General features: G+C 73.7%; 25 protein-coding genes, 1 pseudogene and 1 riboswitch. Of the genes and pseudogenes, 14 read left to right on the top strand and 12 right to left on the bottom strand.

Annotated elements, in window-relative coordinates:
• Positions 1 to 83: 83 nt before the first annotated feature.
• Positions 84 to 228: riboswitch (cobalamin riboswitch) on the bottom strand.
• A 139-nt stretch (positions 229 to 367) separates the two neighbouring features.
• The 3 genes and pseudogenes from GHR20_RS27575 to GHR20_RS27585 form a co-directional block, all read right to left on the bottom strand.
• Entirely contained in the window at positions 368 to 595 is a 228-nt protein-coding gene (locus GHR20_RS27575) for a hypothetical protein (RefSeq protein WP_111586413.1), read from the bottom strand.
• 33 nt (positions 596 to 628) lie between these two features.
• Positions 629 to 1897 (bottom strand): inorganic phosphate transporter, encoded by a 1269-nt coding sequence (locus GHR20_RS27580; protein ID WP_111586414.1) that lies wholly within the window; start codon positions 1895 to 1897, stop codon positions 629 to 631.
• Between the two features lie 165 nt (positions 1898 to 2062).
• Positions 2063 to 2806: pseudogene (locus GHR20_RS27585) on the bottom strand (lysozyme); the annotation flags it as partial.
• A 196-nt stretch (positions 2807 to 3002) separates the two neighbouring features.
• On the opposite strand from GHR20_RS27585, the gene GHR20_RS27590 reads away from it, so the two are divergent.
• The 3 genes from GHR20_RS27590 (at position 3003) to GHR20_RS27600 (ending at position 6554) form a co-directional block, all read left to right on the top strand.
• Positions 3003 to 3683: a class II aldolase/adducin family protein gene (locus tag GHR20_RS27590; protein ID WP_148027227.1), complete on the top strand. Its 681-nt coding sequence runs from the start codon at positions 3003 to 3005 to the stop codon at positions 3681 to 3683.
• A gap of 141 nt (positions 3684 to 3824) precedes the next feature.
• Positions 3825 to 4952: an alpha/beta fold hydrolase gene (locus GHR20_RS27595; RefSeq protein ID WP_111586417.1), complete on the top strand. Its 1128-nt coding sequence runs from the start codon at positions 3825 to 3827 to the stop codon at positions 4950 to 4952.
• Positions 4953 to 5132: 180 nt separating this feature from the next.
• The gene (locus GHR20_RS27600) at positions 5133 to 6554 is read left to right on the top strand and encodes a hypothetical protein (protein ID WP_194859005.1); all 1422 of its coding nucleotides are present in this window, start codon (positions 5133 to 5135) and stop codon (positions 6552 to 6554) included.
• A gap of 51 nt (positions 6555 to 6605) precedes the next feature.
• Here the strand turns inward: GHR20_RS27600 and GHR20_RS27605 are convergent, their stop codons facing one another.
• Positions 6606 to 7019: a VOC family protein gene (locus GHR20_RS27605; protein ID WP_148027432.1), complete on the bottom strand. Its 414-nt coding sequence runs from the start codon at positions 7017 to 7019 to the stop codon at positions 6606 to 6608.
• 208 nt (positions 7020 to 7227) lie between these two features.
• Here GHR20_RS27605 and GHR20_RS27610 point away from each other — a divergent pair, with 208 nt between their 5' ends.
• From GHR20_RS27610 to GHR20_RS27620, 3 genes are all read left to right on the top strand, one after another.
• On the top strand, positions 7228 to 8826 hold the full coding sequence (locus GHR20_RS27610) for an ABC-F family ATP-binding cassette domain-containing protein (RefSeq protein ID WP_148027225.1): 1599 nt from the start codon (positions 7228 to 7230) through the stop codon (positions 8824 to 8826).
• A gap of 335 nt (positions 8827 to 9161) precedes the next feature.
• Positions 9162 to 9383: a helix-turn-helix domain-containing protein gene (locus GHR20_RS27615; RefSeq protein WP_010355597.1), complete on the top strand. Its 222-nt coding sequence runs from the start codon at positions 9162 to 9164 to the stop codon at positions 9381 to 9383.
• 117 nt (positions 9384 to 9500) lie between these two features.
• The gene (locus GHR20_RS27620; protein WP_153814707.1) at positions 9501 to 10304 is read left to right on the top strand and encodes an enoyl-CoA hydratase/isomerase family protein; all 804 of its coding nucleotides are present in this window, start codon (positions 9501 to 9503) and stop codon (positions 10302 to 10304) included.
• A 30-nt stretch (positions 10305 to 10334) separates the two neighbouring features.
• Here the strand turns inward: GHR20_RS27620 and GHR20_RS27625 are convergent, their stop codons facing one another.
• Entirely contained in the window at positions 10335 to 11045 is a 711-nt protein-coding gene (locus GHR20_RS27625) for a nucleopolyhedrovirus P10 family protein (RefSeq protein WP_153814708.1), read from the bottom strand.
• 87 nt (positions 11046 to 11132) lie between these two features.
• On the opposite strand from GHR20_RS27625, the gene GHR20_RS27630 reads away from it, so the two are divergent.
• Genes GHR20_RS27630 through amaP form a run of 5 tightly spaced genes read left to right on the top strand, consistent with a single transcriptional unit; the run spans position 11133 to position 13389 of the window.
• A complete protein-coding gene (locus GHR20_RS27630) occupies positions 11133 to 11603 on the top strand; it encodes an Asp23/Gls24 family envelope stress response protein (RefSeq protein ID WP_111586423.1) in 471 nt (156 codons plus the stop codon).
• A 46-nt stretch (positions 11604 to 11649) separates the two neighbouring features.
• Complete coding sequence (locus GHR20_RS27635) at positions 11650 to 11832, top strand: hypothetical protein (protein WP_111586424.1); 183 nt, start codon at positions 11650 to 11652, stop codon at positions 11830 to 11832.
• Positions 11829 to 12203, top strand: a complete 375-nt coding sequence (locus tag GHR20_RS27640; protein ID WP_153814709.1) for an Asp23/Gls24 family envelope stress response protein — start codon at positions 11829 to 11831, stop codon at positions 12201 to 12203. Before GHR20_RS27635 ends, GHR20_RS27640 begins: the two co-directional genes overlap by 4 nt.
• Complete coding sequence (locus GHR20_RS27645) at positions 12200 to 12802, top strand: DUF6286 domain-containing protein (protein ID WP_243878142.1); 603 nt, start codon at positions 12200 to 12202, stop codon at positions 12800 to 12802. Before GHR20_RS27640 ends, GHR20_RS27645 begins: the two co-directional genes overlap by 4 nt.
• Before the next feature lie 5 nt (positions 12803 to 12807).
• Entirely contained in the window at positions 12808 to 13389 is a 582-nt protein-coding gene (gene amaP, locus GHR20_RS27650) for an alkaline shock response membrane anchor protein AmaP (RefSeq protein WP_153814710.1), read from the top strand.
• 145 nt (positions 13390 to 13534) lie between these two features.
• Here the strand turns inward: amaP and GHR20_RS27655 are convergent, their stop codons facing one another.
• The 5 genes from GHR20_RS27655 to GHR20_RS27675 all read right to left on the bottom strand — a co-directional run bounded on the left by GHR20_RS27655 (position 13535) and on the right by GHR20_RS27675 (position 18477).
• Entirely contained in the window at positions 13535 to 14290 is a 756-nt protein-coding gene (locus GHR20_RS27655; protein ID WP_111586426.1) for an SDR family oxidoreductase, read from the bottom strand.
• A 5-nt stretch (positions 14291 to 14295) separates the two neighbouring features.
• Complete coding sequence (locus tag GHR20_RS27660; RefSeq protein ID WP_153814711.1) at positions 14296 to 16110, bottom strand: glycoside hydrolase family 15 protein; 1815 nt, start codon at positions 16108 to 16110, stop codon at positions 14296 to 14298.
• 132 nt (positions 16111 to 16242) lie between these two features.
• Positions 16243 to 17055: an SURF1 family protein gene (locus tag GHR20_RS27665; RefSeq protein ID WP_194859006.1), complete on the bottom strand. Its 813-nt coding sequence runs from the start codon at positions 17053 to 17055 to the stop codon at positions 16243 to 16245.
• A 61-nt stretch (positions 17056 to 17116) separates the two neighbouring features.
• Positions 17117 to 17350 carry a hypothetical protein gene (locus GHR20_RS27670; RefSeq protein ID WP_111586429.1) on the bottom strand — a complete coding sequence of 78 codons (234 nt, stop codon included), beginning with the start codon at positions 17348 to 17350 and terminating at the stop codon, positions 17117 to 17119.
• Positions 17351 to 17493: 143 nt separating this feature from the next.
• Complete coding sequence (locus GHR20_RS27675) at positions 17494 to 18477, bottom strand: DEDDh family exonuclease (RefSeq protein ID WP_153814713.1); 984 nt, start codon at positions 18475 to 18477, stop codon at positions 17494 to 17496.
• Positions 18478 to 18657: 180 nt separating this feature from the next.
• Between GHR20_RS27675 and GHR20_RS27680 the strand changes: the two genes are divergently transcribed.
• Positions 18658 to 19368 (top strand): VIT family protein, encoded by a 711-nt coding sequence (locus tag GHR20_RS27680; protein WP_111586430.1) that lies wholly within the window; start codon positions 18658 to 18660, stop codon positions 19366 to 19368.
• A 51-nt stretch (positions 19369 to 19419) separates the two neighbouring features.
• Here the strand turns inward: GHR20_RS27680 and GHR20_RS27685 are convergent, their stop codons facing one another.
• Positions 19420 to 20850 (bottom strand): CoA transferase, encoded by a 1431-nt coding sequence (locus GHR20_RS27685; protein WP_153814714.1) that lies wholly within the window; start codon positions 20848 to 20850, stop codon positions 19420 to 19422.
• A 114-nt stretch (positions 20851 to 20964) separates the two neighbouring features.
• Positions 20965 to 22461: a S8 family serine peptidase gene (locus GHR20_RS27690; RefSeq protein ID WP_153814715.1), complete on the bottom strand. Its 1497-nt coding sequence runs from the start codon at positions 22459 to 22461 to the stop codon at positions 20965 to 20967.
• A 261-nt stretch (positions 22462 to 22722) separates the two neighbouring features.
• Here GHR20_RS27690 and GHR20_RS27700 point away from each other — a divergent pair, with 261 nt between their 5' ends.
• Together GHR20_RS27700 and GHR20_RS27705 are read left to right on the top strand one after the other, a co-directional pair.
• Positions 22723 to 23088 (top strand): DUF485 domain-containing protein, encoded by a 366-nt coding sequence (locus GHR20_RS27700; RefSeq protein ID WP_148027215.1) that lies wholly within the window; start codon positions 22723 to 22725, stop codon positions 23086 to 23088.
• Complete coding sequence (locus tag GHR20_RS27705) at positions 23085 to 24713, top strand: cation acetate symporter (RefSeq protein ID WP_148027214.1); 1629 nt, start codon at positions 23085 to 23087, stop codon at positions 24711 to 24713. Before GHR20_RS27700 ends, GHR20_RS27705 begins: the two co-directional genes overlap by 4 nt.
• Positions 24714 to 24775 lie beyond the last annotated feature (62 nt).

Below are 24775 nucleotides of genomic sequence, written 5' to 3' on the forward strand. Positions count from 1 at the left end.
TGGTCACCGCGGCAGTGGTGCTGGTACTGGTCCTTCGGCAGCCGAGCATGGCGATGTGTCCTCACTCAGGGTGTCCGCGCCCTGGTTCGACGTGATCCGGCGGCGAGAGTTCCTGGCTACCCGGGGAGTTCTTCCCCGGTGACAGTGGCGGGACCGCGCCGGATTCGCACCGGCTTCCTCTTCTGCTGCCGTAGATGGCGTGGGCAGTCCACCACGCCCCCGGAACGGCCGTCAACTTGCCGTTGACCTGCGGGAGTGTGCAGATTCCCACACCACGAGGGGTGGCCGGGGCATGCGAGAGGCTCCCCTGCCGCGGGCGCGGAGGGGAGCCTTCGGGGAACTGCCGGGGCCGACGCGGGCCCCGGGCTCAGGGCTTGGCGACGATCAGGAGGATGCCGTACGCCACCGCCGCCGCGCAGGCCGCGAAGCAGACGTAGGCGCCGGTGACGGCGAGCGTGGCGGAGCCGCCCTCGGCCGCGGCCTTCTCGCGCCGGGCGAGGCCGTTGACGCCGAGGGTGAACAGGACCACCAGGCCCACGGTGAACGCGAGGCTGACGCCGAAGACGGAGCCGATGGCCGCCCAGTCGATCTTCATGGGGTCGCTTCCTTGGTGAACGGGGCTCGGGGGTCAGACGGTGGCGGGCGGGGCCGTGGCGGCGGCGGAGGCCGTCGCTTCGGCGGCCGGGGCCTGCGCGGGGGCCGGGATGGTGGCCGTCAGGTCCTCGGTGATCGTGCCCGCGGGCGGGGGGCTCACCGCGGCGATGGCGGTGGTCACCACGCCGGAGGGCTCCGCGGCCGGGTCGGCGACCACGTTGGTGTGGTCGATGACCTCGCGCCGGGACAGCTTGTAGATCCAGGCGCTCGCGGCGACCAGGAAGACGGCGACCGCGGCGGTGCCCCCGTCGCCGAGTCCGGTGACGGCCTCGGCGCCCGCGCCGACCAGCGCGGCGGCCGGCAGGGTGAGCACCCAGGCGACGGCCATCCGGGTCGCGGTGGACCAGCGGACCACACCGCCCTTGCGGCCGAGGCCCGAACCCATCACCGCGCCGGAGACGACGTGGGTGGTGGAGAGGGAGAAGCCGAGGTGGGAGGAGGCCAGGATGGCGGTCGCGGCGCTGGTCTGCGCGGCGAAGCCCTGGCGGGGCTCCAGATCGGTGAGGCCGGTGCCCATGGTGCGGATGATGCGCCAGCCGCCGATGTAGGTGCCGAGCGCGATGGCGAGGCCCGCGGAGAGGATCACCCAGGTGGGAGGGTTGGAGCCGGGGGCGATGGCGCCGCCCGCGATCAGCGCGAGGGTGATGATGCCCATCGTCTTCTGCGCGTCGTTGGTGCCGTGCGCGAGGGAGACCAGCGCGGCGGAGGCGACCTGTCCGGCGCGGAAGCCCTTGCGGGTGGCCTCGCCCTCGGTCCTGGTGCCGGCCCGGTAGGAGAGCCGGGTCGCCACCAGCGCGGCGAGACCCGCCACGACCGGCGCGGCGACCGCGGGCAGCAGCACCTTGGTGACCAGCACCTCGCCGTGCACGGCGCCGAATCCGGCGGAGGCGACGGCGGCGCCGATCAGACCGCCCATCAGGGCGTGCGAGGAACTGGAGGGCAGGCCCACCAGCCAGGTCAGCAGGTTCCAGAGGATCGCGCCGACCAGGGCGGCGAAGATGACCTCGGGGCGGATGCCGCTCTCGTCGACGAGTCCCTTGGAGATCGTGTTGGCGACCTCCACGGAGAGGAAGGCGCCCACCAGGTTGAGGGTGGCGGACATGGCTACCGCGAGCTTCGGCTTCATCGCGCCGGTGGAGATGGTGGTGGCCATCGCGTTCGCGGTGTCGTGGAAACCGTTCGTGAAATCAAACGCGAGTGCGGTGACCACCACAATCGCGAGGATCAGCGAGAAGCTTTCCATTTACCCAGACAATCATTCGAGGTCGTTGTCCGGATGAACGTAGGCAACCTGGGTGAACGGAAGATGAACTGGGGCGGGCAGAGGAGTGACCGCATCGGGGGTATGAGGCTCCGCTTCCGCTTCCGGAACCCCCGGTGCCCCTGCGCCCCTTGGGTCGCCGGCCGCGGCGAAGGTCCGCAGCCTGCCGGAGGTGCCGTTGAAGAGATTCTGGTCACCCGGCAGCCGGCCGGAGGTGGCGTACTGCCAGAAGGTCCAGTACTGCCAGCCGCCCGGCAGCTCGCCCGGGTCCGAGGTGCCGTGCCGGGCGACCCACAGGGGGTGCCGGGAGGCGAAGGCGTGACTGTCGCCGGTGCACTGCCTCCACCAGTGGGCCGTGGTGTAGATCACGGGGCGGCGGCCGGTCTCGCGGGCCAGCTCGTCGCTGAACGACCAGATCCAGGCCGTCATGCGCTTCCAGCCCAGCCGGTAGCACGGGTGCTTCGCGCTGTACGGGTTGTACTCGATGTCCAGCGCGGGCGGCAGCGTCCAGCCGTCGGCCCGCCAGTCCCCGCCGTGCGCCACGAAGTACCGGGCCTGCTTCGCCCCGGAGGACTCGTCCGGCAGCGCGAAGTGGTAGGCGCCGCGGATCACTCCCGCGTCCCGGGCGCCGTCGTACTGCTGGTGGAAGTAGGGGTTCTGGTAGCCCGTCGCCTCGGTGGCCTTGACGTAGACGAAGCGCGCCCCGCGGGCCTGCGCGGCCGGCCAGTCCACGTTCTTCTGGTGGGACGACACGTCATGCCCCTTGGGCGGGCTCGCCGCCCGGTCCGGCGGGTCGGCCGCGGCGGCGGTGGCGCAGGTCAGGGCGAGGGCCGCCGTGGCCGCCGCGAGGGCGCCGGCGCGACGGCGGAGTCGGGTGCGGTGACGGGCCATGGGCCGGCTCCCCGGGGGTGACGGACGACCAGGTCGCCCGGAGGGCAAGGAGCGCTCATTCAAGGGCCGGCGATCATCGAATCAGTGGAGATTCTTAACGTTTGGGTAGATATACACCCTTTTGGAGGCGCGGGAGTTCGGGCGGAAGTGCGGCGACCGGCCCCCTGGTGTACAAGCGGCTGGCAGGATCGCGGGCATGACCTCGAAGCTGCGGGAGACGGGCGGGGACGTGCGCGAGGAAGCGGCTCAGCTGTGGGCGGCGGTGGTGGCGACGGCGCGGCGGAGCGTCGCCGACGGGCTGGTCGTCGGCACCTCCGGCAATGTCTCCGCGCGCGTCGGGGACCTGGTGCTGGTCACCCCGTCGGGCGTGCCCTACGACCGGCTCACCCCGGACGACATCACCGGCGTGGACCTCACCGGCCGTCAGGTGCTCGGGACCCTGGTGCCGACCAGCGAGCTGCCCATGCACCTCGCCGTCTACCGCACCACCGACGCCCGCGCGATCGTCCACACCCACGCCGTGCACGCCACCGCGGTCTCCACGCTGGTGCCCGAGCTGCCGCTGGTCCACTACATGGCCGCCGCGCTCGGCGGACCGGTGCGGGTCGCGCCCTACGCCGCCTACGGCACCGACGAACTGGCCGGGCACATGCTCCGGGCCCTGGCCGGCCGCTCCGGGTGCCTCCTGCAGAACCACGGCACCCTCACCTACGGCGCCACCCTCGACCAGGCGTACGACCGCACCGCCCAGCTGGAGTGGATGTGCCGCCTCTGGCTGACCGCCTCCTCGGTCCCGGGCCTGACCCCGTCTCTGCTGACGGAGGCACAACTCGCCGAAGTCGGGGAACGCCTGAAGGGATACGGCCAACGGAGGTGACCCGTGTCCCGCAGTCTCCCGAGCAGCTCCCCGATCCGCGACCTGGCCTCGACTCTGCGCCTTTCGTCCCGATATCTCCCCCCTTCACCCCGCCCCGCCTCTCCACTGGCCGGGCGCCGCACCCCCCGTGACACTGGTGCCGTGCGCCCCCTCAGAGCGACCGCCGCCGCGGTCACCGCCGTCGTCGCCGCCGGCCTGGCATCCGTGGCCGCCGGGCGGCTCGCCAGCGATGCCGCGCTGAAGACCAGCGGCGGCCGGCCGCTGCCCACCGAGCCCCGGCTCACCGTGCACGGCACCGCGGCCGGCCAGATCACGCTCACCCGGGACCTGGCCTCACTGCGCCCCGGCACCTACGGCCTCGCGGGCGACGGCTCGCACGCGGTCGTGGGGCCCGTCCTGGAGACGGCACGGCACACCGCCGACGCCGTCGTACGCCGCCTGGACGGCGTGACGCACGGCACCCTCGCGCCCGGCGACTCCGTCTGGCTGACCCCCAACCTGTACGTTGGCAACCCGCGCACCGCGCTCGGCCTCGACCACGCCGACGTGGACGTGCCCGGCGAACTCGGCCCGCTGCCCGCCTGGTTCCTGCCCGGCGACCGGGACACCTGGGTGATCGCCGTGCACGGCCTGGGCACCACCCGCGAGCACGCCATGAACGTCATGCGCTTCCTGCACCTGCGCAGGCTTCCGGTGCTGGCCCTCGCCTACCGCGGCGACCTCGGCGCGCCCCGCCCCGCGGACGGCCTGAACCACCTCGGCGAGACCGAGTGGCGCGACGTGGACGCGGCGATCCGCTACGCCGTGCGCTACGGCGCCCGCCGCGTCGTCCTGCTCGGCTGGTCCACCGGCGCCACCATGGCGCTGCGCGCCGCCGAGCACTCCGCCGTGCGCGAGCACATCGCCGGGCTGATCCTCGACTCGCCGGTGCTCAGCTGGGAGGCCACGCTGCGCGCCCTCGCCCGCGCCCGGCACACCCCCGCCCCGCTGCTGCCGCTCGCGGTCCGCGCCGCCCAGGGCCGGGCCGGCCTGCACGCCGACCGGGTCGCCGAGATCACCGACCCCGACCGGCTCGCCGTGCCCACCCTGATCGTCCACGGGCCCGGCGACCGGGTCGCCCCCTGGGAGTTCTCCCGGCTGCTCGCCGCCCGCCGCCCCGACCGCGTCGCCCTGCACACCGTGCCGAACGCCCCGCACGCGGCGATGTGGAATCCGGCCCCCACGGCGTACGAGGAACGGCTGCGGCGCTTCCTGACCCCGCTGATGTGACGGCGCGCGCCGGGACGTACCGGGCGCGCCGTGATCGGCCGGGGTCGTTCCGGTTGTGATCGCGTGGTTGGCCGGAACATGCCCGCCGACCCCCTGCGGAGCCCGGTGCGTTGGCCAGCCCCGTCGCCCCCCGTGACATTCCGTTTGGGTTTTCGGACCGTCAACCGGAAGACTGCCCCTGTGACGTCCCGTATCCCGCGCGACTCCAGGCTCCGACTCGTCCGACCTCGACCCCTGGCCGCCGCCCCCGCAGCTGTGAACCAGCGGCCCACGCGCCGCCCCGCACCCCGGCCGCCGGAGGGCACCCCCGCGCCCGGCGAGCTGGCCAGAATGGCCCGCGCCGGACTGGCCGGCGCGGTCCGGGTCGCCCGCTGGGCGGACAACACCCTGGGCCCCGGCCGCGACGCCGCCACCGCCGACGGCAAGGCCACCCTCTCCGCCGCCACCGCCGACCGCGCGGCCGCCGAGCTCGGGCTCACCCCCGAGCAGATCCGCGCCGACTGGGACACCGCACGCCTGGCCGGACTGGTCGAGGTGCACGGCGACAGCGCGCGCCCCGGCTGGCGGCTGCGCGCCTGGGACCGGGACGACAGCGCCGTGCTGCGCGGCTGGGTCGCCCTCTTCGACGCCTGGTCGCTCGCCCTGCCCGAACCCGCGGGACACGAGCCGGCCGCCGTCGCGGAGGCCGTCTCCGCCATGCCGCAGGTGCTCTCCCTCCTCCAGCTGTCCGCCGGCCCCGTCCCGGTCGAACAGTTGCTCGACCTGCTCCGGCAGCGGGTCATCGAGCTGCGCACCGAACGCTGCGAGGTCACCTACGAGCCCGGCAGCGCGCCCCCCGCCGCGGCCGCCGCCGAGCCCGCCGGGACCCCGGACGCGCCGCCCGCCTCCCTCGCGCCGCTCCTCGGCTGGGCGCTGGAGGCCCTCGCCACCGTCGGCGCCCTCACCCGCGGCGCCGGCCAGGCCACCCTCACCCCGCTGGGCAGCTGGGCGGTGTGGGTCAAGCTGGAGCAGATCTGCGTGGCCGCGCAGAGCCCGGCCGGCAACATCGAGCGGTCCGCCGAGGACATGCTGCGCGGCTGCGCCCAGCTGCGCCCCAACGCGGCCCGCGCCGAATACCGGGCCTGGCTCGCCGCCCGCACCGTCGGCAGCGCCGTCAGCGAGCTGATCGACGCCGCGCGCGGCGAGGACGCCCTGCTGCGCGGGCTGGCCTTCGAGGCGCTGCGCGTGGTCGGCGCCCCCGCCGAGCCCGACGTGCGCGCCGTCGTGGACGAGCCGGCGCTGCGGCCGTACGCCCTGCTGTGGCTGGCCGAGCACGACGGCCTCGACCCGGAGGACGCCCACGAGGTGCTCACCCGCGAGGAGGCCACCTGGCTCTGGGTGGACACCGCCGCGGCCGTCGCCGACCACGGCGAGGCACCGATGCTGGTACGGCACCTGGAGTCCGCGGTGCAGCCCACCGTGCCCCGGCTGCTCGACGAGGTCCGTGCCGTCGGCCACCCGCGCACCGTGCAGGTCCTGGTCGCCCTCGCCGCCGCGCACCCCGACCCGGCCCTCGCCAAGGCCGTGCGCCGGGCCGCGTTCCAGGTGCACACCGGCGGCTGAGGACGGCGCGCCGGCGCGCGCGGGCCCGCGGCCCGCGCCCGCCGGGGCGGCTCAGACGCCGATCTCCGGCGCGTACGTCCCGAAGCTCCAGATGTTGCCCTCGACGTCCCGGGCCAGATAGTCCCGCGAGCCGTAGTCCTGGTCCGTCGGGGGCATGAGGATCTCCACGCCGTGCGCCGCGGCCCGCCGGTGATGGGTGTCCACGTCGTCCACCACGACGTAGATCCCGGCGGGCCCCGCGTCCCGCATCGCCGCCTCGAAGGGTCCGCCGCGGCCCTTGGAGGCGATCATCACCGCGCCGTTGCCCTGGACCAGCTCGGCGTGCAGCACCTTGCCGTCGGCCGCCTCGTACACGGTCAGCTCGGTGAAACCGAGGCCCTGCGTGAGCTGCCGGATCGCCGCCTTCGCGTCCGTGTACAGCAGCGTGGGACAGATTCCCGGCCGTCCCCCACCCAGCGAACCCATCGATGCCATGCGGATCACTCCTCCCGGGGCTCCCGGGAAGTTCTCCCCGGCCCGCCGCCCCTGGATGCGGCCCCGGGGCGCTGAGGCGGGAAAACGGCTTGCACCGCCCCGTTAGACTTCTTCCCATGGCCATTCTCCTCGCGCATTAGACGGCGGGAACGTCCTCAGCCGCCCACCCGCCAACCTCTGTACGCCCAGGAGCCTGTCCGTGATCTCCGCCACCGGAATCGAGCTGCGCGCCGGCGCCCGCATCCTCATCGAGAACGCCACCTTCCGGGTCGCCAAGGGTGACCGCATCGGCCTGGTCGGCCGCAACGGCGCGGGCAAGACCACCCTCACCAAGTGCCTGGCCGGCGAGGGCATCCCCGCGGCCGGCACCATCACCCGCTCCGGCGAGGTCGGCTACCTCCCGCAGGACCCCCGCACCGGCGACCTGGACGTCCTCGCCCGCGACCGCGTCCTGTCCGCGCGCGGCCTGGACACGCTGCTGCGCAAGATGCGCGAGAACGAGCAGCGGATCGCCAACGGCACGGGCGCCACCCGCGCCAAGGCGATGAAGCAGTACGAGCGCCAGGAGACCGAGTTCCTCACCAAGGGCGGGTACGCCGCCGAGGCCGAGGCCGCCACCATCGCCGCCGCGCTGAACCTGCCCGACCGGGTGCTCGGCCAGCCGCTGCACACCCTCTCCGGCGGTCAGCGCCGGCGTATCGAGCTGGCCCGGATCCTGTTCTCGGACGCCGACACCCTGCTCCTGGACGAGCCGACCAACCACCTCGACGCCGACTCGATCATCTGGCTGCGGGACTACCTGAAGACCTACCGCGGCGGCTTCATCGTGATCTCCCACGATGTCGACCTGGTCGAGACGGTCGTCAACAAGGTGTTCTACCTGGACGCCAACCGCTCGAACATCGACGTCTACAACATGGGCTGGAAGCTCTACCAGCAGCAGCGCGAGGCCGACGAGAAGCGCCGCAAGCGCGAGCGGGCCAACGCCGAGAAGAAGGCCGCCGTCCTGAACGCGCAGGCCGACAAGATGCGCGCCAAGGCCACCAAGACGGTCGCCGCGCAGAACATGGCCCGCCGCGCCGACAAGCTGCTCTCCGGTCTGGAGGCGGTCCGCCAGTCCGACAAGGTCGCCAAGCTCCGCTTCCCCGAGCCCGCGCCCTGCGGCAAGACCCCGCTGATGGCCGAGGGCCTGTCGAAGTCGTACGGCTCGCTGGAGATCTTCACCGACGTCGACCTCGCGATCGACAAGGGCTCCCGGGTCGTCATCCTCGGCCTGAACGGCGCGGGCAAGACGACCCTGCTGCGCCTGCTCGGCGGTGCCGAGCAGCCCGACACCGGCGAGGTCGTCCCCGGGCACGGGCTCAAGCTCGGCTACTACGCGCAGGAGCACGAGACCCTCGACCCCGGGCGCACGGTCCTGGAGAACATGCGCTCGGCCGCCCCGGACATGGACCTGGTCGAGGTCCGCAAGGTGCTCGGCTCGTTCCTGTTCTCCGGCGACGACGTGGACAAGCCTGCGGGCGTCCTGTCCGGCGGCGAGAAGACCCGGCTCGCGCTCGCGACGCTGGTGGTCTCCTCCGCCAATGTGCTGCTGCTGGACGAGCCGACCAACAACCTCGACCCGGCCAGCCGCGAGGAGATCCTCGGCGCGCTGCGCACCTACAAGGGCGCGGTCGTCCTCGTCACCCACGACGAGGGCGCCGTGGAGGCGCTCCAGCCCGAGCGGATCATCCTGCTGCCCGACGGCGTCGAGGACCTGTGGGGCTCCGACTACGCGGATCTCGTCGCCCTGGCGTGATCGAAAGCCTGATCCACTGAGTATGGATCATTCGGCCGAGCCGTGATCCGCCATCTGTGTGAGATCTCCTCATACCAGGGTGTGTCGTACACCGATTTCCCGGCCGATTCCTTGTCCAGCAAGGGGTCGGCCGTGTCGCGTCTCTGACCTGGTACTTCGCGGGCCCACCCGTTCGGCCCTGTCGACGGAGAGGGCTGGAATCCGGCGTTCCTCTTGTGGGGACCCGCTCCTGTCGTCACAACGATGTCCCATCGACCTTGCCGAATGGGTGGCCATCACGCCCCGGAGGGGTGATCATGAGGAGACCAGAGCGCACTTCCCATGAGGAGGCACGGGTGGCCGAGACTCTGAAGAAGGGCAGCCGGGTGACCGGCGCCGCGCGCGACAAGCTCGCGGCAGACCTGAAGAAGAAGTACGACTCCGGTGCGAGCATCCGGGCACTGGCCGAAGAGACCGGCCGCTCGTATGGCTTCGTCCACCGGATGCTCAGCGAGTCGGGCGTCACGCTGCGAGGGCGTGGCGGAGCGACCCGGGGCAAGAAGGCCGCGACGTCCTGACTCCGGGCGGCCCATCGGCTTCGATGGTGGCCACCCGGTCGGCGTACCGACCGGCCGGGTGGTTACTGTGCAGTCACTTAGCTTCGCTTCGCTGACCGCACCCATCGGAGGCGCCCCATGGCCACGCCCGACAAGGACCTCGCTCCTGTACTCGACAAGGACGGCGTACGGCTCACCGTCGACGACGCGATCGCCACGGTGACGCTGACGAATCCGGCCAAGCGCAACGCACAGAGCCCCGCCCTGTGGCGGGCGCTCGCCGAGGCCGGCCGGCTGCTGCCGGGCTCCGTCCGTGTCGTGGTGCTGCGCGGCGAGGGCAAGTCCTTCTCCGCCGGGCTGGACCGTCAGATGTTCACCCCGGAGGGGATCCCGGGCGAGCCGACCTTCACCGATATCGCGCGTCGTGACGACGCCGGGCTCGACGCGACCATCGCCGAATTCCAGGAGGCGTTCACCTGGTGGCGACGCAATGACATCGTGTCCGTCGCCGCCGTACAAGGACATGCCATCGGTGCCGGGTTCCAGCTGGCGCTCGCCTGCGACCTGCGGATCGTCGCCGACGATGTGCAGTTCGCCATGCGCGAGACCAGCCTCGGCATCGTTCCCGACCTGGCCGGCACGCATCCGCTGGTCGGCCTGGTCGGGTATGCCCGCGCGCTGGAGATCTGCGTGACCGGGCGGTTCGTCGGCGCGCAGGAGTCGGTGGCCTCGGGCCTGGCGAACCTGGCCGTCGCCGGGGACGAACTCGACGGCGCCGTACGCGACCTGACCGCCGCGCTGGTGGCCGCGCCGCGGGACGCCGTGGTCGAGACCAAGGCCCTGCTCGGCGGTGCAGCCGGCCGTTCGTACGACGAACAGCGCTCCGCCGAGCGCGCGGCCCAGGCACGCCGTCTGCGCGACCTGGCCGGCATCGGCGAATGAATCCGCCCGGCATGACCCGGACGAGAGGCGCTAGCCCACCGAGGTGACCAGGACGGCCACCGTCGGCCTGTCCTCCAGCGCGTCCCGTACGGCCGCGCGCACCCGCCGGGCCACCTCCACGGTCCGGTGGGCCGCGTCGGCCGCCAGGTCCACCCGCACATGGCGGTGGACCAGCTCGGCCGTGCCGTCCGCCCGCTCCTCGATGCGCACCGCCCGGCCCGGTCCGGTCAGCCGAACGACTCCCGGCACCGCGCGCGCCGCCTCGGCCGCGCGCAGCCCGGACAGGGACGTCTCGTCCCGGGCCGCCGGCGGCTGGGGCGGCCGTACCTCCACGAGCCGCCCGTCCGGCTCCAGCAGATCCGTGATCCGCAGATCGACCTCCGCCACCACCAGGCCGAGGCGTTCGGCCGCCGCCGTCGCGAGCAGCTCCCGCAGCCGCTCCGCCGTGGCCGGCAGCGGTTCCACGGAGGTCGCCGCGCAGTCCGCCGTCACCCGCAGGGCGCCCGGCGGCAGCGCGCTCGGCGGGGCCGGCACCACGGGCTCGGCCGCTGCCCGCGGGTCGGCGAGCCCGATCCGCAGCGCGCCCAGGCGCACCCCGGGCATCCCGTCCGCCACCGCGACGCGCAGGGCCGCCCCCGCGGCGTCCTCCGCGATCCACGCTCCGTCACCCGGCCCGCCCAACGGCAGCAGCCTGCCGAGTCCCACCTGATGTCGTACGACCTGGGTCCACGCGTCCGTCATTCCTCCAGCCTGCCCCATCCCCGGCGCGCGGTCGCGCAACCTTGCTTACGGTGGTTTCAGGACGACGACCGAAAAGGACGTACGGCGATGACCGACATGACGACGACCCCCGAAGGCGGCGGCGAGCCGCACACGTCGACCCGGAAGGCCGTCCGGCGTGGCGGCGGGGCTGCCGCCACCCGGGGACGGACCACCATCGCCGACGGCGTGGTGGAGAAGATCGCCGGGATGGCCGCCCGGGACGTGATCGGTGTGTACGCGATGGGCGGTGGCTTCGCCCGCACCCTGGGCGCGGTGCGCGACCGGGTGCCCGGCGGCTCCAAATCGGTGACCCGCGGTGTGAAGGCCGAGGTCGGCGAGGTGCAGGCCGCGCTCGATCTGGAGATCGTGGTGGACTACGGCGTCTCCATCGGCGATGTCGCCGGTGATGTGCGCGAGAACGTGGTCGCCGCGGTGGAGCGGATGACCGGTCTGGAGGTCGTCGAGGTCAACATCGCGGTCAGCGACGTCCAGCTGCCCGACGAGGAGGAGGACGAGCCGGAGCCCCGGATCCAGTGACCGGGCCCGCGCCGGACCCCCGCACGTGATGAACTGAGGAGCGCTGATGAGCACGGCCATGATCGGCATGATTGCCGGAATGGCGCTGGGGTTCGCCGGGTACTTCGGCGGGTTCGGCGCGTTTGTGCTGGTGGCGGCGCTGGGCGCCGTCGGGTTCGTGGTCGGCCGGTTCGCCGAGGGCGACCTGCCCCCCGGTGACTTCTTCCGCGGCCGCGACCGGCGGCGGTGAGCGCCGTGACCACCGGGACGGGAGCGGTAGGACACCCGCCGGCCCGGGTGCCGCCCGGGGAGCGGGGCGCCACCCGGATCGCCGACCGGGTGGTGGAGAAGATCGCCGCACAGGCCGCCCGCGAGGCGGTGGGCCCGCCGCCCGCCGACGCCGGGGCACCCCACGCCGCGGTGGCCGTCCACCGCGACACCGCCCGGATCCGCGTCTTTCTCGAACTCGGCTACCCCTGCGACATCGGCGCCCGCTGCGCCGCCGTGCGCCGCCGGGTCACCGAGCGGGTGGGCGCGCTGGTGAACATGCGGGTCGCCGAGGTCGCCGTCCAGGTGGAGCGGCTGCACCCGCCGGCGGCCACGGGCGGGAGGACCCGATGAGCGGGCCGGACGCCCCCACCCTCGACCAGGCCACCGACGCCCCCGCCGACGCGGGCGGCAGCGGCCGCTTCTGGGCGCCGCGCCGCGTCCCCGCGGGCATCGTCGCCGTCCTGCTGCTGGCCGGCGCGGGCCTGCTGCTCTACGACATCGTCGCGGTACGCGCCCACCGGCCCGCGATGCGCTGGCGCCGCACCCTCGCCCGCCAGCTGGCCGAACGGCCCCTGGACGACACCTGGGTCCTGGCCGGCGCGGCCCTCGCGGTCGCCCTCGGCCTGTGGCTGCTCGCCCTCGCGCTCACCCCGGGACACCGCTCCCTGCTGCCGATGCGCCGCCCGCACCCGGACGTCCGCGCCGCGCTCAAGCGGGACGCGGCGGCCCAGGTGCTGCGCGACCGCGCCATGGAACTGTCCGGCGTACGGTCCGTACGGGTACGGATGCGCCGCCGCAAGGCCGCCGTCCACGCCGTCTCGCACTTCCGCGAACTGGACGACGTTCGCGCCGATCTGGACACCACGCTCACCGAGGCCATCCGCGGCCTCGGGCTGACCCATACGCCCCGGCTCGCCCTGCGGGTGACCCGGGCCGCGCGGAAGGGGTGACGGCGATGCGCTCCGGCGGACTCAACCGCGTCCTGCTCGCCCTGGCCGGACTGATCCTGCTCGCCCTCGGCGGCGCGGTGCTCGCCGTCGGCCTCGGCGTCCGGCCGCCCTCCTGGTGGATCCACGGCGGCCCGCACGACGTCCTGCTCAGCCACGCCGAGCGCACCCGCTACCGGGGCGCCGGCTGGTGGTGGCCGGCGCTCATCGCCGCCCTGGCCCTGCTCGTGCTCGGCGCCCTGTGGTGGCTGACCGCGATCCTGCGTCGGCACCGCCTCGCCGGCCTCCGCGTGGACACCGGCGACGGCGGCGCCGCCGACCTGCGGGCCGGGGCACTGGAGAGCGCCCTGGCCGAGGAGGCCGCCAGGGGAACCGGGGTGGCCGATGCCCGAGTCCGGCTGCGGGGCCGGCGCAAGAAGCCCAGGGCGGGTGCACTGTTGCGGCTGGAGCCCGAGGTGGACCCCTCGACCGCGCTGGCCGACTTCACCACCGGGCCCCTGGCCCGTGCCCGTGAGTCGGCGGGCCTGTCCTCCCTCCCGGCGGAGGTCCGCCTCGGCGCGGTCAAGCACCGGGCGGAACGGGTCACCTGACCGGGCGAGCGGCACGGACGGCGAGCGGCGCGGAGCGCGAGGGGCGCGCACGTCGAGGGGCCCGCACGCCGAGGGGCCCGCACGCCGAGGGGCCCGCACGCCGAGGGGCCCGCACGCCGAGGGGCACGGACCGCGAGGGTGCGGCTCAGAACCCGTGCCGCATCCCGCCGTCCACCGGCACCATGAGCCCGGTCAGATAGGACGCCGCCGGGGACAGCAGGAAGGCCGCGACCCTGCCGAACTCCTCCGGGGCGCCGTAGCGGCGCAGCGGGATGCGGGACTCGTTGGCGGCACGGGTGGCCTCGGGGTCGGCGGACAGGGAGTCCAGCTCGCGCACCCGGTCCGTGTCGATCCGGGCCGGCAGCAGGCCCAGCACCCGGATGCCGCGCGGACCCAGCTCGTCCGCGAGGGACTTCGCGAACCCGGCGAGCCCGGGGCGCAGGCCGTTGGAGATCGTCAGCGCCGGGATCGGCTCGTACACCGAGCCGGACAGCACGAAGCCGATGACACCGCCCGCGTCCAGCTCGGCCGCCGCCGCGCGGGCGAGCCGTACCGCGCCGAGGAAGACGGACTCGAACGCGGCGCGCCACTGGTCGTCGGTGTTGTCGGCGACGAAACCGGGCGGCGGCCCGCCCACGCTCACCAGCACCCCGTGGAAGCCGCCGAAGCGCTCCCGGGCGGTCTCGATCAGCCGTTCGGGCGCCTGCTCGTCGGCGTTGTCCATGGCCACGCCCACCGCGTCCGGGCCCAGTTCGGCGGCCGCCGCCGCGGCCCGCTGCTCGTCCCGGCCGGTGATCACCACCTTCGCGCCGTCCGCGACGAGCTGCCGCGCGGCCGCGTTGCCGAGGCCGCGGGTGGCCCCGGTGACGATGTACACCCGGTCCTTCAGTCCAAGATCCATGGTCCCTATCCTGCCCCCTCGGTCCCGAACAGTGTGAGGGCGGAGTTCACCAGGCCGAGATGGCTGAAAGCCTGCGGGAAGTTTCCCAGCTGGCGGTCCGCGCCGGGGTCGTACTCCTCGGCCAGCAGCCCCACGTCGTTGGCCACCCGCACCAGCCGTTCGAACAGCTCCCGGGCCTCCTGCGGGCGCCCGGTCAGATACAGCGCGTCCACCAGCCAGAACGAGCAGGCGAGGAACGCGCCCTCGCCGCCCGGCAGTCCGTCGACCACCGAGGCGTCGTCCGCCGCGGAGTCGTAGCGGCGCAGGAAGCCGTCGTGGCCGAGGTCCGCGCGGATGGCGTCGACCGTGCCGATCACCCGGGGGTCGTCCGGCGGAAGGAAGCCGACGCGCGGGATGAGCAGCAGGGCGGCGTCCAGTGCGCGGGAGCCGTAGTACTGCGTGAAGGTGTTGCGCCGCGGGTCGTAGCCCTTCGCGCAGACCTCCCGGTGGACCTCCGCGCGCAGCCGCCGCCAGCCCGCCAGGTCGCCGCTGGTCTCCTGGCCCTGTTCGAGGGTACGCACCGCCCGGTCGGCGGCCACCCACACCATCACCTTGGAGTGCGTGAACTGACGGCGCCCGCCGCGCACCTCCCACAGGCCCTGGTCCGGCTGCCGCCACGCCGACGCCAGGAAGTCCATCAGCGCCCGCTGGATGGCCCACATGTGCGGCCGGGTGGGCAGGCCCGCGCCGCGCGCCAGCGACAGCGAGTCCATCACCTCGCCGTACACATCGAGCTGGAGCTGCCGCACGGCGCCGTTGCCGATGCGCACCGGGGAGGAGCCGGCGAAGCCGGGCAGCCAGGGCAGTTCGGTCTCCGGCAGGCGCCGCTCGCCCGCGACGCCGTACATGATCTGGAGCGCGGCGGGGTCGCCGGCGACCGCGCGCAGCAGCCAGTTGCGCCATGCCTCGGCCTCCTCCTGGTAGCCCGCGGTGAGCAGCGCGCCGAGGGCGAGGGTGGAGTCGCGCAGCCAGCAGTACCGGTAGTCCCAGTTGCGCACCCCGCCCAGCCGCTCGGGCAGCGAGGTGGTGGGCGCGGCGACGATCCCGCCGGTCGGGGCGTAGGTGAGCGCCTTGAGGGTGATCAGGGAGCGGACGACGGCGTCCCGGTGCGGTCCGGCGTAGCGGCAGCGCCGGGCCCAGCGCCGCCAGTCGGCGACGCTGCTCTCCAGGGCCTCGTACGGGTCGACGAGCCGGGGGCGCCGCTGGTGGGAGGGGTGCCAGGTGAGCACGAAGGCGACCCGCTCGCCCTCGCCGACGGTGAACTCGGAGTGGGTGCAGTAGTCCTCGCCCCAGGTGCGCACCGGCGGCTCGGAGCGCAGCCACACCGAGTCGGGGCCCGCGACCGCCACCCGGTGGCCGTCCGAGCGGCGCATCCACGGGATGATCGAGCCGTGGTCGAAGCGCAGCCGCAGGGTGCCGCGGACGGTGACCCGGCCGCTGACGCCCTCCACGATGCGCACCACATCGGGGGCGTGTTCGCGCTGCGGCATCAGATCGGTGACGCGGACCGTGCCCTCGGGGGTGTCCCACTCGGTGTCCAGGACGAGGGTGTCGGGGCGGTAGGCCCGGCGGGTGCAGGCGCCCTCGTCGCCCGCGGCCTCGGGCGCGATCCGCCAGTGGCCGTGCTCCGTCCCGCCCAGCAGCCGGGCGAAGCAGGCGCCGGAGTCGAAGCGGGGCAGGCACAGCCAGTCGATCGAGCCGTCCCTGCCGACCAGCGCCGCGGTCTGCTCGTCGCCGATGAGGGCGTAGTCCTCGATGCGGGCGCGGTCACGGGCGTTCACGGGATGCGGTTTCCCGTCGGTCCCGAGGGCCAATCAGGTGGTGCGCCGGGGGAGTGAACCGGAGGGAGGGAAGCCGGGGGAGCAGACCGGAGGAAGTGAACCCGGGGGAGTGAACGATGGTCCCGCGCGCCGTCAGACCGAGGCCGGTTCGCCCTCCCGCGGCTGCGGCGCCGCCGCGGCCTCCTCCTGGTCCCGGATCTCCCGGCGGAGCAGGAACCACCAGCCGACCGGGACGGCCGCCGCGAACAGCCACCACTGGATCATGTAGGCGTAGTTCAGCGGGGCGTCCTCGGTGCCGGGGTCGGAGATCTGCTCCGGGGAGCCGCCCCTGGGCGCCGGCGCCGTCTGCTCCATGTAGCCGCCGAGCACCGGCACACCGAGCCGGTGCGCCTCCTCGGTGCTGTTGATCAGCATGATCTGCCGGTCGGGCAGGCCCTTGAGGTTCTTGATGCCGCTGGCCGCGGTGGTCTCGTCGGCCATCAGGCGCCCGCTGATGGTGGTCCGGCCGGCCGGCGGCGCGGGGATCTTCGGGAAGGCGGTCTGGGACGCGTCCGTGGCGATCCAGCCGCGGTTGACCATCAGCACCTTGCCGTCGGCGAGCACGAACGGGGTCAGCACGTGGTAGCCGACATCGCCGTTGTCGTTGGTCCGGCGCCGGACCACTTCCGTCTTCGCGGTGTCGAAGGTGCCGGTCGCGGTGACGGTGCGGTACCTCTCGGTCCGGGTCACGGCGTGTCCGGGGGAGGACAGCTGCTCCACGGGGACCGGCTCGGCGTGCAGCGCGGAGGAGACGAGGTCGTTGCGCGCGGTGCGCTCCTCGTAGCGGTGCTTCTGCCAGAAACCCAGCTTGATCATCGTCGGGATCAGCGCGATCGCGACGATGGTGAGGATGACCCACTGGAGGGACAACAGGAAGCGGTAGCGATGCACCCCACGACGGTACATCCGGGCCGCGGGGTGCGGTGCGGCGGGTACCGGGTCCCGCCCGGTGGCGCCCGGCCGGCCGTCACACCCGGTCGACGACCCCCGTACGGCCCTCCGCGCGGGCGCAGTGCGCGCCGCAGTACCAGTGGCCGTCCACCTCCACGCCCTGCCCGATGATCTGCACCCGGCAGTGCTCGCAGATCGGGGCCATGCGATGGATCGCACAGGAGAAGCAGTCGAAGACGTGGACCGCGCCCTGGGCGTGGACCTCGAAGGTCATTCCGTAGTCATTGCCGCAGACTTCGCATCTCGCCATGGGCCACAGGGTGATCCGTCGCGGGTGCCCGGGCGAGCGGTCGCCGGGTGAGTCGTGCGTCAATCACCCTTTCGTACGATCACCCGTCCGTGAGGTCGGTGTCCCGTCGTCTCACCCGTCCGTGAGGCCGGTGTCCCGTCGTCTCACTCGTCCGCGGGCTCGACGTCCCGCAGCAGCTGCCCGAACGCGGCCTCGTCCACGACCGGCGTGCCGAACTGCCGGGCCTTGACCGTCTTGGAGGTGCCCGAGTCGGGGTCGTTGGTCACCAGCAGGCTGGTCAGCCGGGAGATGCTGGACGCCACGTGCAGCCCGCATTCGGTCGCCCGGTCCTCCAGCAGCTCCCGCTCGGTGGAGGTGTCACCGGAGAACGCCACCCGCATGCCCTGTTTGAGAGGTTTGCCGTCTTCATAGCGGCCCGGGTTGGGATAGGGGCATACGGGCTTTTTGCGGGAGGGGCGCCAACTGCCGGGGCGGTAGCCGCCGTAGCCGGGGGAGGGCTGCCGGGGCACCGGCGCGTCCGACCACTCCGTCAGCGGGCGGCACTCCAGCAGCGGCAGCCGTACGCCGCCCGCCGCCGCGGCCCGCAGGCTGGGCCGGAACGCCTCCGCGAGCACCCGCGCGTCGTCCAGCGCGTGGTGCGCCCGCTGCTGCACCACGCCGAAGTGCGCGGCGAGCGACTCCAGCTTGTGGTTGGGCAGCGGCAGCCCCAGCTCCTTCGACAGCGCGATGGTGCACAGCCGCTGGCGCACCGGCGCCCGGCGCTCGGCGCGCGCGTACTCCCGCGCGATCATCTGCCAGTCGAAGACCGCGTTGTGCGCGACCAGCACCCGGCCGTCCAGACGGGTGGCGAACTCCTCGGCGATGTCCGCGAACAGCGGCGCGCCCTGAAGCACCTCGCTCGTCAGACCGTGTATCCACACGGGTCCCGGATCGCGCTCCGGGTTGACCAGGGTGTACCAGTGGTCCTCGACCTCGCCGCGCGCGTCCAGCCGGTAGACGGCGGCGGAGATGATCCGGTCGTGCCGGGCCAGGCCGGTGGTCTCCACGTCAACGACCGCGTATCCCTGGGGATACACGGTCGGCCACCGGGTGGCGGAGGACACTGCGGTCGCACGGTCTTCGAGCATGGTCATTGAGGATACGGGCCACCACCGACATCTCCGCCCCACAGGTCACCCGGCGGTGGCCCCGCCCGGGCCCCGGCGCGGCCCCCGGGCGCGCCGAACGGCCCTCCCTCGTGGGCCTGTTGTCGCTCCATGGAGCGTCGCAGCGGTGCGGGCGCCGCCGGGAGTGCGATCCTCCCTGATGTGACGGAACCCCAGCACGAGGAGAACCACGGCGGCGCGCTCGGCTCGCGGCTGAACTGGCTGCGCGCCGCCGTCCTCGGCGCGAACGACGGCATCGTCTCCACCGCGGGCCTCGTCGTCGGCGTGGCCGGGGCGACCGGGAGCCGCGCCGCGCTGCTCACCGCGGGCCTCGCCGGACTGCTCGCCGGATCGATGTCCATGGCGGCGGGCGAGTACGTCTCCGTCTCCACTCAGCGCGACTCCGAACTGGCCGCGCTGGCCGTGGAGAAACGGGAACTGCGCGAGCGGCCCGAGGCCGAACTGCGCGAGCTGACCCAGATGCTCCAGGCGCGCGGTCTTTCCGAGGAGGTGGCCCGGGAGGCCGCCGAGCAGCTCACCGAGCGGGACGCGCTGCGCGCCCACGCCAGCGTGGAGCTGGGCATCGACCCCGACGAGCTGACCAATCCGTGGCACGCGGCCTGGGCGAGCTTCCTGGCCTTCACCGTGGGCGCCCTGCTGCCGCTGCTGGCCATCGTGCTGCCCCCGGCCGGCTGGCGGCTGCCGGTCACCGTGCTCTTTGTGCTCGCCGCGCTCGTCCTCACCGGCTGGACCAGCGCCCGCCTCGGCGCCGCGGCCCCCCGGCGGGCCGTGCTGCGCAATGTGGGCGGCGGGGCGCTGGCGATGGCGGTCACGTACGCGGCGGGCAGTCTGCTGGGGGCGGCCGGCGTGTGAGTCCGGCCGGTGTCCAGGGGACCGGGACGCCGGCGCCCGGGTGACCCGCGCTCACTCCCAGACGGCCCGGTCCGAACCCCAGGGCGTCGGAGGGCGGGCCCAATCGGCGGGCCCGCCCGCGAAGTTCACCGGGGACAGGGCGTGCCGCAGCCGGCCGAGAGGACCGCCGGTCTCGGCGAGCCAGGCGTCCGGGGGGACTGGGGCGACTGGGGCGACAGGGGCGACAGGGGCGCCGTCGTCCGTCTCCGGGGTCTCGTCCGCCCCCGGCCCCGCGCCGTACGGTGCCCCGTCCGTCAGCCAGTGCGCGGTGCGGGCCAGCGCCAGCCGGACCGAGCGGCCGGCGCCGTCGTACGACCGCTCGGTCAGCGCCCGCAGGACGGCCGCCGCCAGCAGATAGCCGGTGCCGTGGTCCAGGGCCTGCGCGGGCAGCGCGCCGGGCTCCGCCGCCGATCCCTCGGTCGCCGCGATGCCGGTGGCGACCTGCACCAGGCTGTCGAAGCCGCGCCGCCCGCCCCAGGGCCCGTACGCGCCCCAGGCCGACACCTGCGCCACCACCAGTGCGGGATGCCGCTCCGCGAGCGCCTCGGGGGAGAGCCCGAAGCGGTCCAGCGCGCCCGGCCGGTAGCCGGTGACCACGACGTCCGCCCCGGCCAGCAGCTCCTCGACGGTGTCCCGGTCGGCCGCCAGGTCCAGGGCCGCGGAGCGCTTGCCGAAGTCCGTGTCGGCGTGCTGGTCGGGGAGTTCGGGCGACCAGGGCGGGTCCAGGCGCAGCACGTCCGCGCCCAGCAGGGCGAGGGTGCGGGTGGCGACCGGGCCCGCCAGGACCCGGGTCAGGTCCAGGACGCGCACCCCGGCGGCGGGCAGCAGCGGGGCGGCGGCCGGGTCGAGCGGCTGCAGCGGGCGCGCGGGGGCCGTGCCGAGCACCGCGCGCTCCACCAGGGGGCGGGCGCCGACCTCGGCCGCCTGGCCGGTCGCCCGCCACTGGTCCGGGGTGCGCAGGGCCACCGCGAGGCCGCCGGCGGCGTACACCGCCTCCTCGGTCCCGAGGGCGGTGCGTCCGGCGAGCAGGGCGGCCACGGTCTCGGGCGCGGCGTCCGCGGGCAGGCCCAGCGCGTCCAGCAGCCGGGCCCGGTGGTGCGGGTAGTTGGCGTGGGTGCGCACCCAGCCGTCGGCCGTGCGCCAGAACCGCGACAGGGGCGCGAAGGAGACCGGCGCCCGGCCGTCCACCCGCAGCAGCCGCTCGCTGTGGAACGCCGCCGCCACGGCACCGTCGTCGACCCGGACCCCGGGCACCTCGGCGCGCCCGGTCCGGCGGGCCCCCAGTTCGGCGGCGGCCAGGGCGCACGCGCCGACACAGGCGCGCGCGAGGTGCCGTACGGGAAGGCGGGCCGGGAGGGTGCCGGGCCGCTCGACCGCCGTCACCCGGGAGAGCAGGGCGGGGTCGCCGCCCAGCGCGGTCCATGCGCACGCGATATCCGTCATGACTGCACTATGCACTATTGATTCAATCAACCCCTGAGGGAAGCCGAGCGTGACCGGTCAAGACGTACGGGCGGGTGGCCGGAACCCGGCGCAGCACCCGCCCGTACGGCGGCGCTAATAGGTCACGGCGGCGAGGGCGTCGGCCATTCCCCTGCCGTAGAAACCATTGCGGTTCGCCGGGCCCTGACACACCGCGTCGACCTTGCCGTCGCCGTTGATGTCGTACGGGTCCGTGCACGGCGTGGCGTCCGCCTCCGCGTACAGGAGAGCCGTGACCAGGGCGGCGGACGCGTGCGGATGGGTTGACTTGATCAATGCGGCAACCCCGGCCACATGCGGGGTCGCCATGGACGTCCCCGCCATGTAGCCCCACTTGCCGCCCGGCAGCGTGCCCAGGATGAGGCCGCTGGTCGCCGGGGGCGCCGGCGGCTGGTAGGCCGTCGAGTCGCCGCCGGGCGCCGCGATGTCGACGACCCCCCGGCCGTAGTTGGAGTACGACGACTTGAGCCCCTTGGCGCCGGTCGCGGCGACCGTGACGACGCCGGGCAGCTGGGTCGGGATGTCGAAGCACCGGCGCGGATCGATCACCCGGTCCGACGCGGTGCCGTCGTTCGGCGACTGCGGGTCGGTGAGCGAGTCGGCGGCCAGGTCGTAGCTCTCGTTGCCCGCCGCCGCGATGTTGACCGTGCCCCGCCGCTGTGCGTACCGCGAGGCCCGGTCCACGGCGTCCACCAGCGCCTTCTGGTCCGGGTCGGTGGTGCAGTTGAAGTACCAGGGGTCGGTGAAATAGCTGTTGTTGGTCACGTCCACGTGGTGCTCGGCCGCCCAGACGAAGCCGCAGACCACGGACTCGGCGTAGAAGTACCCGTCCGGGTTCGCCACCTTGATGCCGGCCACCCGCACGCCCGGCGCCACTCCCGTCATGCCGACGCCGTTGCGCGCGGCCGCGATCTCGCCCGCCACATGGGTGCCGTGCGGGCTCTCCGAGGCGCCGGGCCGCCAGGCGCCGTCGGTGGTGTCCGGCCGGCCCGACACGCAGTTGACGGAGGCGCCGCGGTCGAAGTTGGGCGCGATGTCCGGGTGGGTGTCGTCCACGCCGGTGTCGATGACCCCGACCGTCACGTCCGGGCTGCCCAGCGTCCTTTGGTGGGCCCGGTCCGCCTTGATGGCGGGCAGGTCCCACTGCAACGGCTCCAGCGGGTCCTGGTCCCCGGTCGCCGCCGCCTCGGCCGCGGCCGCCTGCGCGCCGCCCAGCATCTGCGGCGCGCCCAGATCCGTGGTGGACGCGGAGGCCAGCGGGGTGTGCCGGGTGGCTCCGGCCGAGGCCACCCCGGGCACCGCGCGCATCAGCCGGGCGAAGTCCGGGTTCGCGGAGTGCGCGACGAGGACCCCGATCCGGTCGTAACCCGCCACCAGCGTGCCGCCGTCGCGGCCGATCTCCCGGCGCACCGAGGCGAGCGTGCGGTGGTCCGTGCGGGTGTTGACCACGTACGACAGGCCGGGACCGGCCGCCGCCGAGGCCGCCGCGGGCAGGAAGCCGAGCGAGGCGGTCAGCGAGAGCACGGCAGGCACGGCGAGCGACGGCCGGCGTCCGGTGCGCAGATGAGCCATGGGTTCTCCACTTCATCCCGATACGAAGCTGCCCGAGACACGGATCGGTGCTCGGGCAGGTGCATGGCGAGTGGTGCAGGCGGAACGTATCCCGTCATCTCTGTGACCGGCAATGACTTGGCAATGACTCAATCAGATCGCTTGCGGAAGAACTGAGAGCACTTGAATCGGCCGTCGCGTGGCGCCGTGGACCTGGGCGGGGAGTGCCAGCACCATCGAGCCCCCGGCCGCCCTGCCCGACCGCACCCGCGAGGAGAACCCGTGGCCACCGAGACACCACCCCCCGCCACCCCGGAGACCCCCATTCCCCGCACTCCCACCACCGAGGAGTTCACCGAGGTGCAGCGCGGCGCGGACTTCGCCGAACTGCGCCACGCCCACCGCGCGTTCGCCTTCCCGCTGACCGTCGCCTTCATCGCCTGGTACCTGCTGTACGTGCTGCTCTCCAGCTACGCCGGCGGGTTCATGGGCACCAAGGTCGCGGGCAACATCAATGTCGCCCTGGTCCTCGGACTCGCCCAGTTCCTCACCACCTTCCTGATCGCCTGGTGGTACGCCCGGCACGCCGCGGCCGAGCTCGACCCGAAGGCGCAGGCCATCAAGACCCGCATGGAAGGCGCCGAATGAGCCCCGCGACCCACCGCGCCCTGCTGGCCGCCGGCGAGGCGAGCGAGCACCGGACGCTGATCGTCACCCTGTTCGCCGTCTTCGTCGCCGCCACCCTCGCCATCACCGTATGGGCCGGGCGGCAGACCAAGGACGCCGCCGACTTCTACGCGGGCGGGCGCCAGTTCACCGGCTTCCAGAACGGCCTCGCCGTCTCCGGCGACTACATGTCCGCCGCGTCCTTCCTCGGCATCGCCGGCGCCATCGCCCTCTTCGGCTACGACGGCTTCCTCTACTCCGTCGGCTTCCTGGTCGCCTGGCTCGTCGCGCTGCTCCTGGTCGCCGAGCCGCTGCGCAACAGCGGCCGCTACACGATGGGCGACGTGCTCGCCTACCGGATGCGCCAGCGCCCCGTTCGCACGGCCGCCGGCGTCTCCACCATCGTGGTGTCGATCTTCTATCTGCTCGCCCAGATGGCCGGCGCGGGCGTCCTGGTCTCCCTGCTCCTCGGCATCACCAGCGAGCTGGGCAAGGTCGGCATCGTCGCCCTGGTCGGCGTCCTGATGATCGTCTACGTGACCATCGGCGGCATGAAGGGCACCACCTGGGTCCAGATGGTCAAGGCGGTGCTGCTGATGGCCGGCGCCCTCCTGCTGACCCTCCTGGTCCTCATGAAGTTCCACTTCGACGTCTCGGACCTGCTCGGCCGGGCCGCCGGCAACAGCGGCAAGGGCGCGTCGTTCCTTGGGCCCGGCCTGAAGTACGGCGCCACCGGCACCACCAAGCTGGACTTCCTCTCCCTGGGCCTCGCCCTGGTCCTCGGCACCGCGGGCCTGCCGCACATCCTGATCCGCTTCTACACGGTGCCCACCGCCAAGGTCGCCCGTAAGTCCGTGCTCTGGGCCATCGGCCTGATCGGCGTCTTCTACCTGATGACCCTCGCCCTCGGCTTCGGCGCCGCCGCGCTGATCAAACCGCAGGAGATCATCACCTCCAACAAGGCGGGCAACACCGCGGCCCCGCTGCTCGCCCTGCACCTCGGCGGGACCCACTCCACCTGGGGCGCCGTCCTGCTCGCCACCATCTCCGCCGTCGCCTTCGCCACCATCCTCGCCGTCGTCGCCGGCCTCACCCTCGCCTCGTCCTCCTCCTTCGCGCACGACATCTACGCGAACGTCATCAGGAAAGGGCGGGCCACCGAGAAGCAGGAACTGGGCGCGGCCCGCTGGGCGACCGTCGGTATCGGCGCGGTCTCCATCGTCCTCGGCGCCCTGGCCCGCGACCTCAATGTGGCCGGACTGGTGGCGCTCGCCTTCGCCGTCGCCGCCTCCGCGAACCTGCCGACCATCCTCTACAGCCTCTTCTGGAAGCGCTTCACCACCACCGGCGCCCTGTGGTCGATCTACGGGGGCCTGGTCACCGCGGTCGGCCTCGTGCTGTTCTCCCCGGTGGTCTCCGGCGGCCCGGCCTCGATGTTCCCCGGCACGGACTTCCACTGGTTCCCGCTGGAGAACCCCGGGATCATCTCCATCCCCGTCGGATTCCTGCTCGGCGCCGTGGGAACCCTGCTGTCGAAGGAGGTGCCGGACGCCGGCAAGTACGCGGAACTGGAGGTGCGCTCCCTGACCGGGACGGGCGCCTACTGACGCTCCCGCGACCGTCGTACGGCGGCCCGCGTCGGCGGGGCCGCACGGCTCCCGAGCTGTAC

This window comes from Streptomyces sp. SUK 48, from assembly GCF_009650765.1.
Taxonomy (GTDB): Bacteria; Actinomycetota; Actinomycetes; order Streptomycetales; family Streptomycetaceae; genus Streptomyces.

What these genes read in the sequence shown, in the direction of transcription:
- GHR20_RS27655 (WP_111586426.1), bottom strand. Translation starts at nt 14,290, where the DNA reads ATGGATCTTGGACTGAAGGACCGGGTGTACATCGTCACCGGGGCCACC.
- GHR20_RS27580 (WP_111586414.1), bottom strand. Translation starts at nt 1,897, where the DNA reads ATGGAAAGCTTCTCGCTGATCCTCGCGATTGTGGTGGTCACCGCACTC.
- GHR20_RS27635 (WP_111586424.1), top strand. Translation starts at nt 11,650, where the DNA reads ATGAGCACGGCCATGATCGGCATGATTGCCGGAATGGCGCTGGGGTTC.
- amaP (WP_153814710.1), top strand. Translation starts at nt 12,808, where the DNA reads ATGCGCTCCGGCGGACTCAACCGCGTCCTGCTCGCCCTGGCCGGACTG.
- GHR20_RS27705 (WP_148027214.1), top strand. Translation starts at nt 23,085, where the DNA reads ATGAGCCCCGCGACCCACCGCGCCCTGCTGGCCGCCGGCGAGGCGAGC.
- GHR20_RS27675 (WP_153814713.1), bottom strand. Translation starts at nt 18,477, where the DNA reads ATGCTCGAAGACCGTGCGACCGCAGTGTCCTCCGCCACCCGGTGGCCG.
- GHR20_RS27575 (WP_111586413.1), bottom strand. Translation starts at nt 595, where the DNA reads ATGAAGATCGACTGGGCGGCCATCGGCTCCGTCTTCGGCGTCAGCCTC.
- GHR20_RS27685 (WP_153814714.1), bottom strand. Translation starts at nt 20,850, where the DNA reads ATGACGGATATCGCGTGCGCATGGACCGCGCTGGGCGGCGACCCCGCC.
- GHR20_RS27630 (WP_111586423.1), top strand. Translation starts at nt 11,133, where the DNA reads ATGACCGACATGACGACGACCCCCGAAGGCGGCGGCGAGCCGCACACG.
- GHR20_RS27645 (WP_243878142.1), top strand. Translation starts at nt 12,200, where the DNA reads ATGAGCGGGCCGGACGCCCCCACCCTCGACCAGGCCACCGACGCCCCC.
- GHR20_RS27690 (WP_153814715.1), bottom strand. Translation starts at nt 22,461, where the DNA reads ATGGCTCATCTGCGCACCGGACGCCGGCCGTCGCTCGCCGTGCCTGCC.
- GHR20_RS27665 (WP_194859006.1), bottom strand. Translation starts at nt 17,055, where the DNA reads ATGTACCGTCGTGGGGTGCATCGCTACCGCTTCCTGTTGTCCCTCCAG.
- GHR20_RS27670 (WP_111586429.1), bottom strand. Translation starts at nt 17,350, where the DNA reads ATGGCGAGATGCGAAGTCTGCGGCAATGACTACGGAATGACCTTCGAG.
- GHR20_RS27620 (WP_153814707.1), top strand. Translation starts at nt 9,501, where the DNA reads ATGGCCACGCCCGACAAGGACCTCGCTCCTGTACTCGACAAGGACGGC.
- GHR20_RS27605 (WP_148027432.1), bottom strand. Translation starts at nt 7,019, where the DNA reads ATGGGTTCGCTGGGTGGGGGACGGCCGGGAATCTGTCCCACGCTGCTG.
- GHR20_RS27625 (WP_153814708.1), bottom strand. Translation starts at nt 11,045, where the DNA reads ATGACGGACGCGTGGACCCAGGTCGTACGACATCAGGTGGGACTCGGC.
- GHR20_RS27590 (WP_148027227.1), top strand. Translation starts at nt 3,003, where the DNA reads ATGACCTCGAAGCTGCGGGAGACGGGCGGGGACGTGCGCGAGGAAGCG.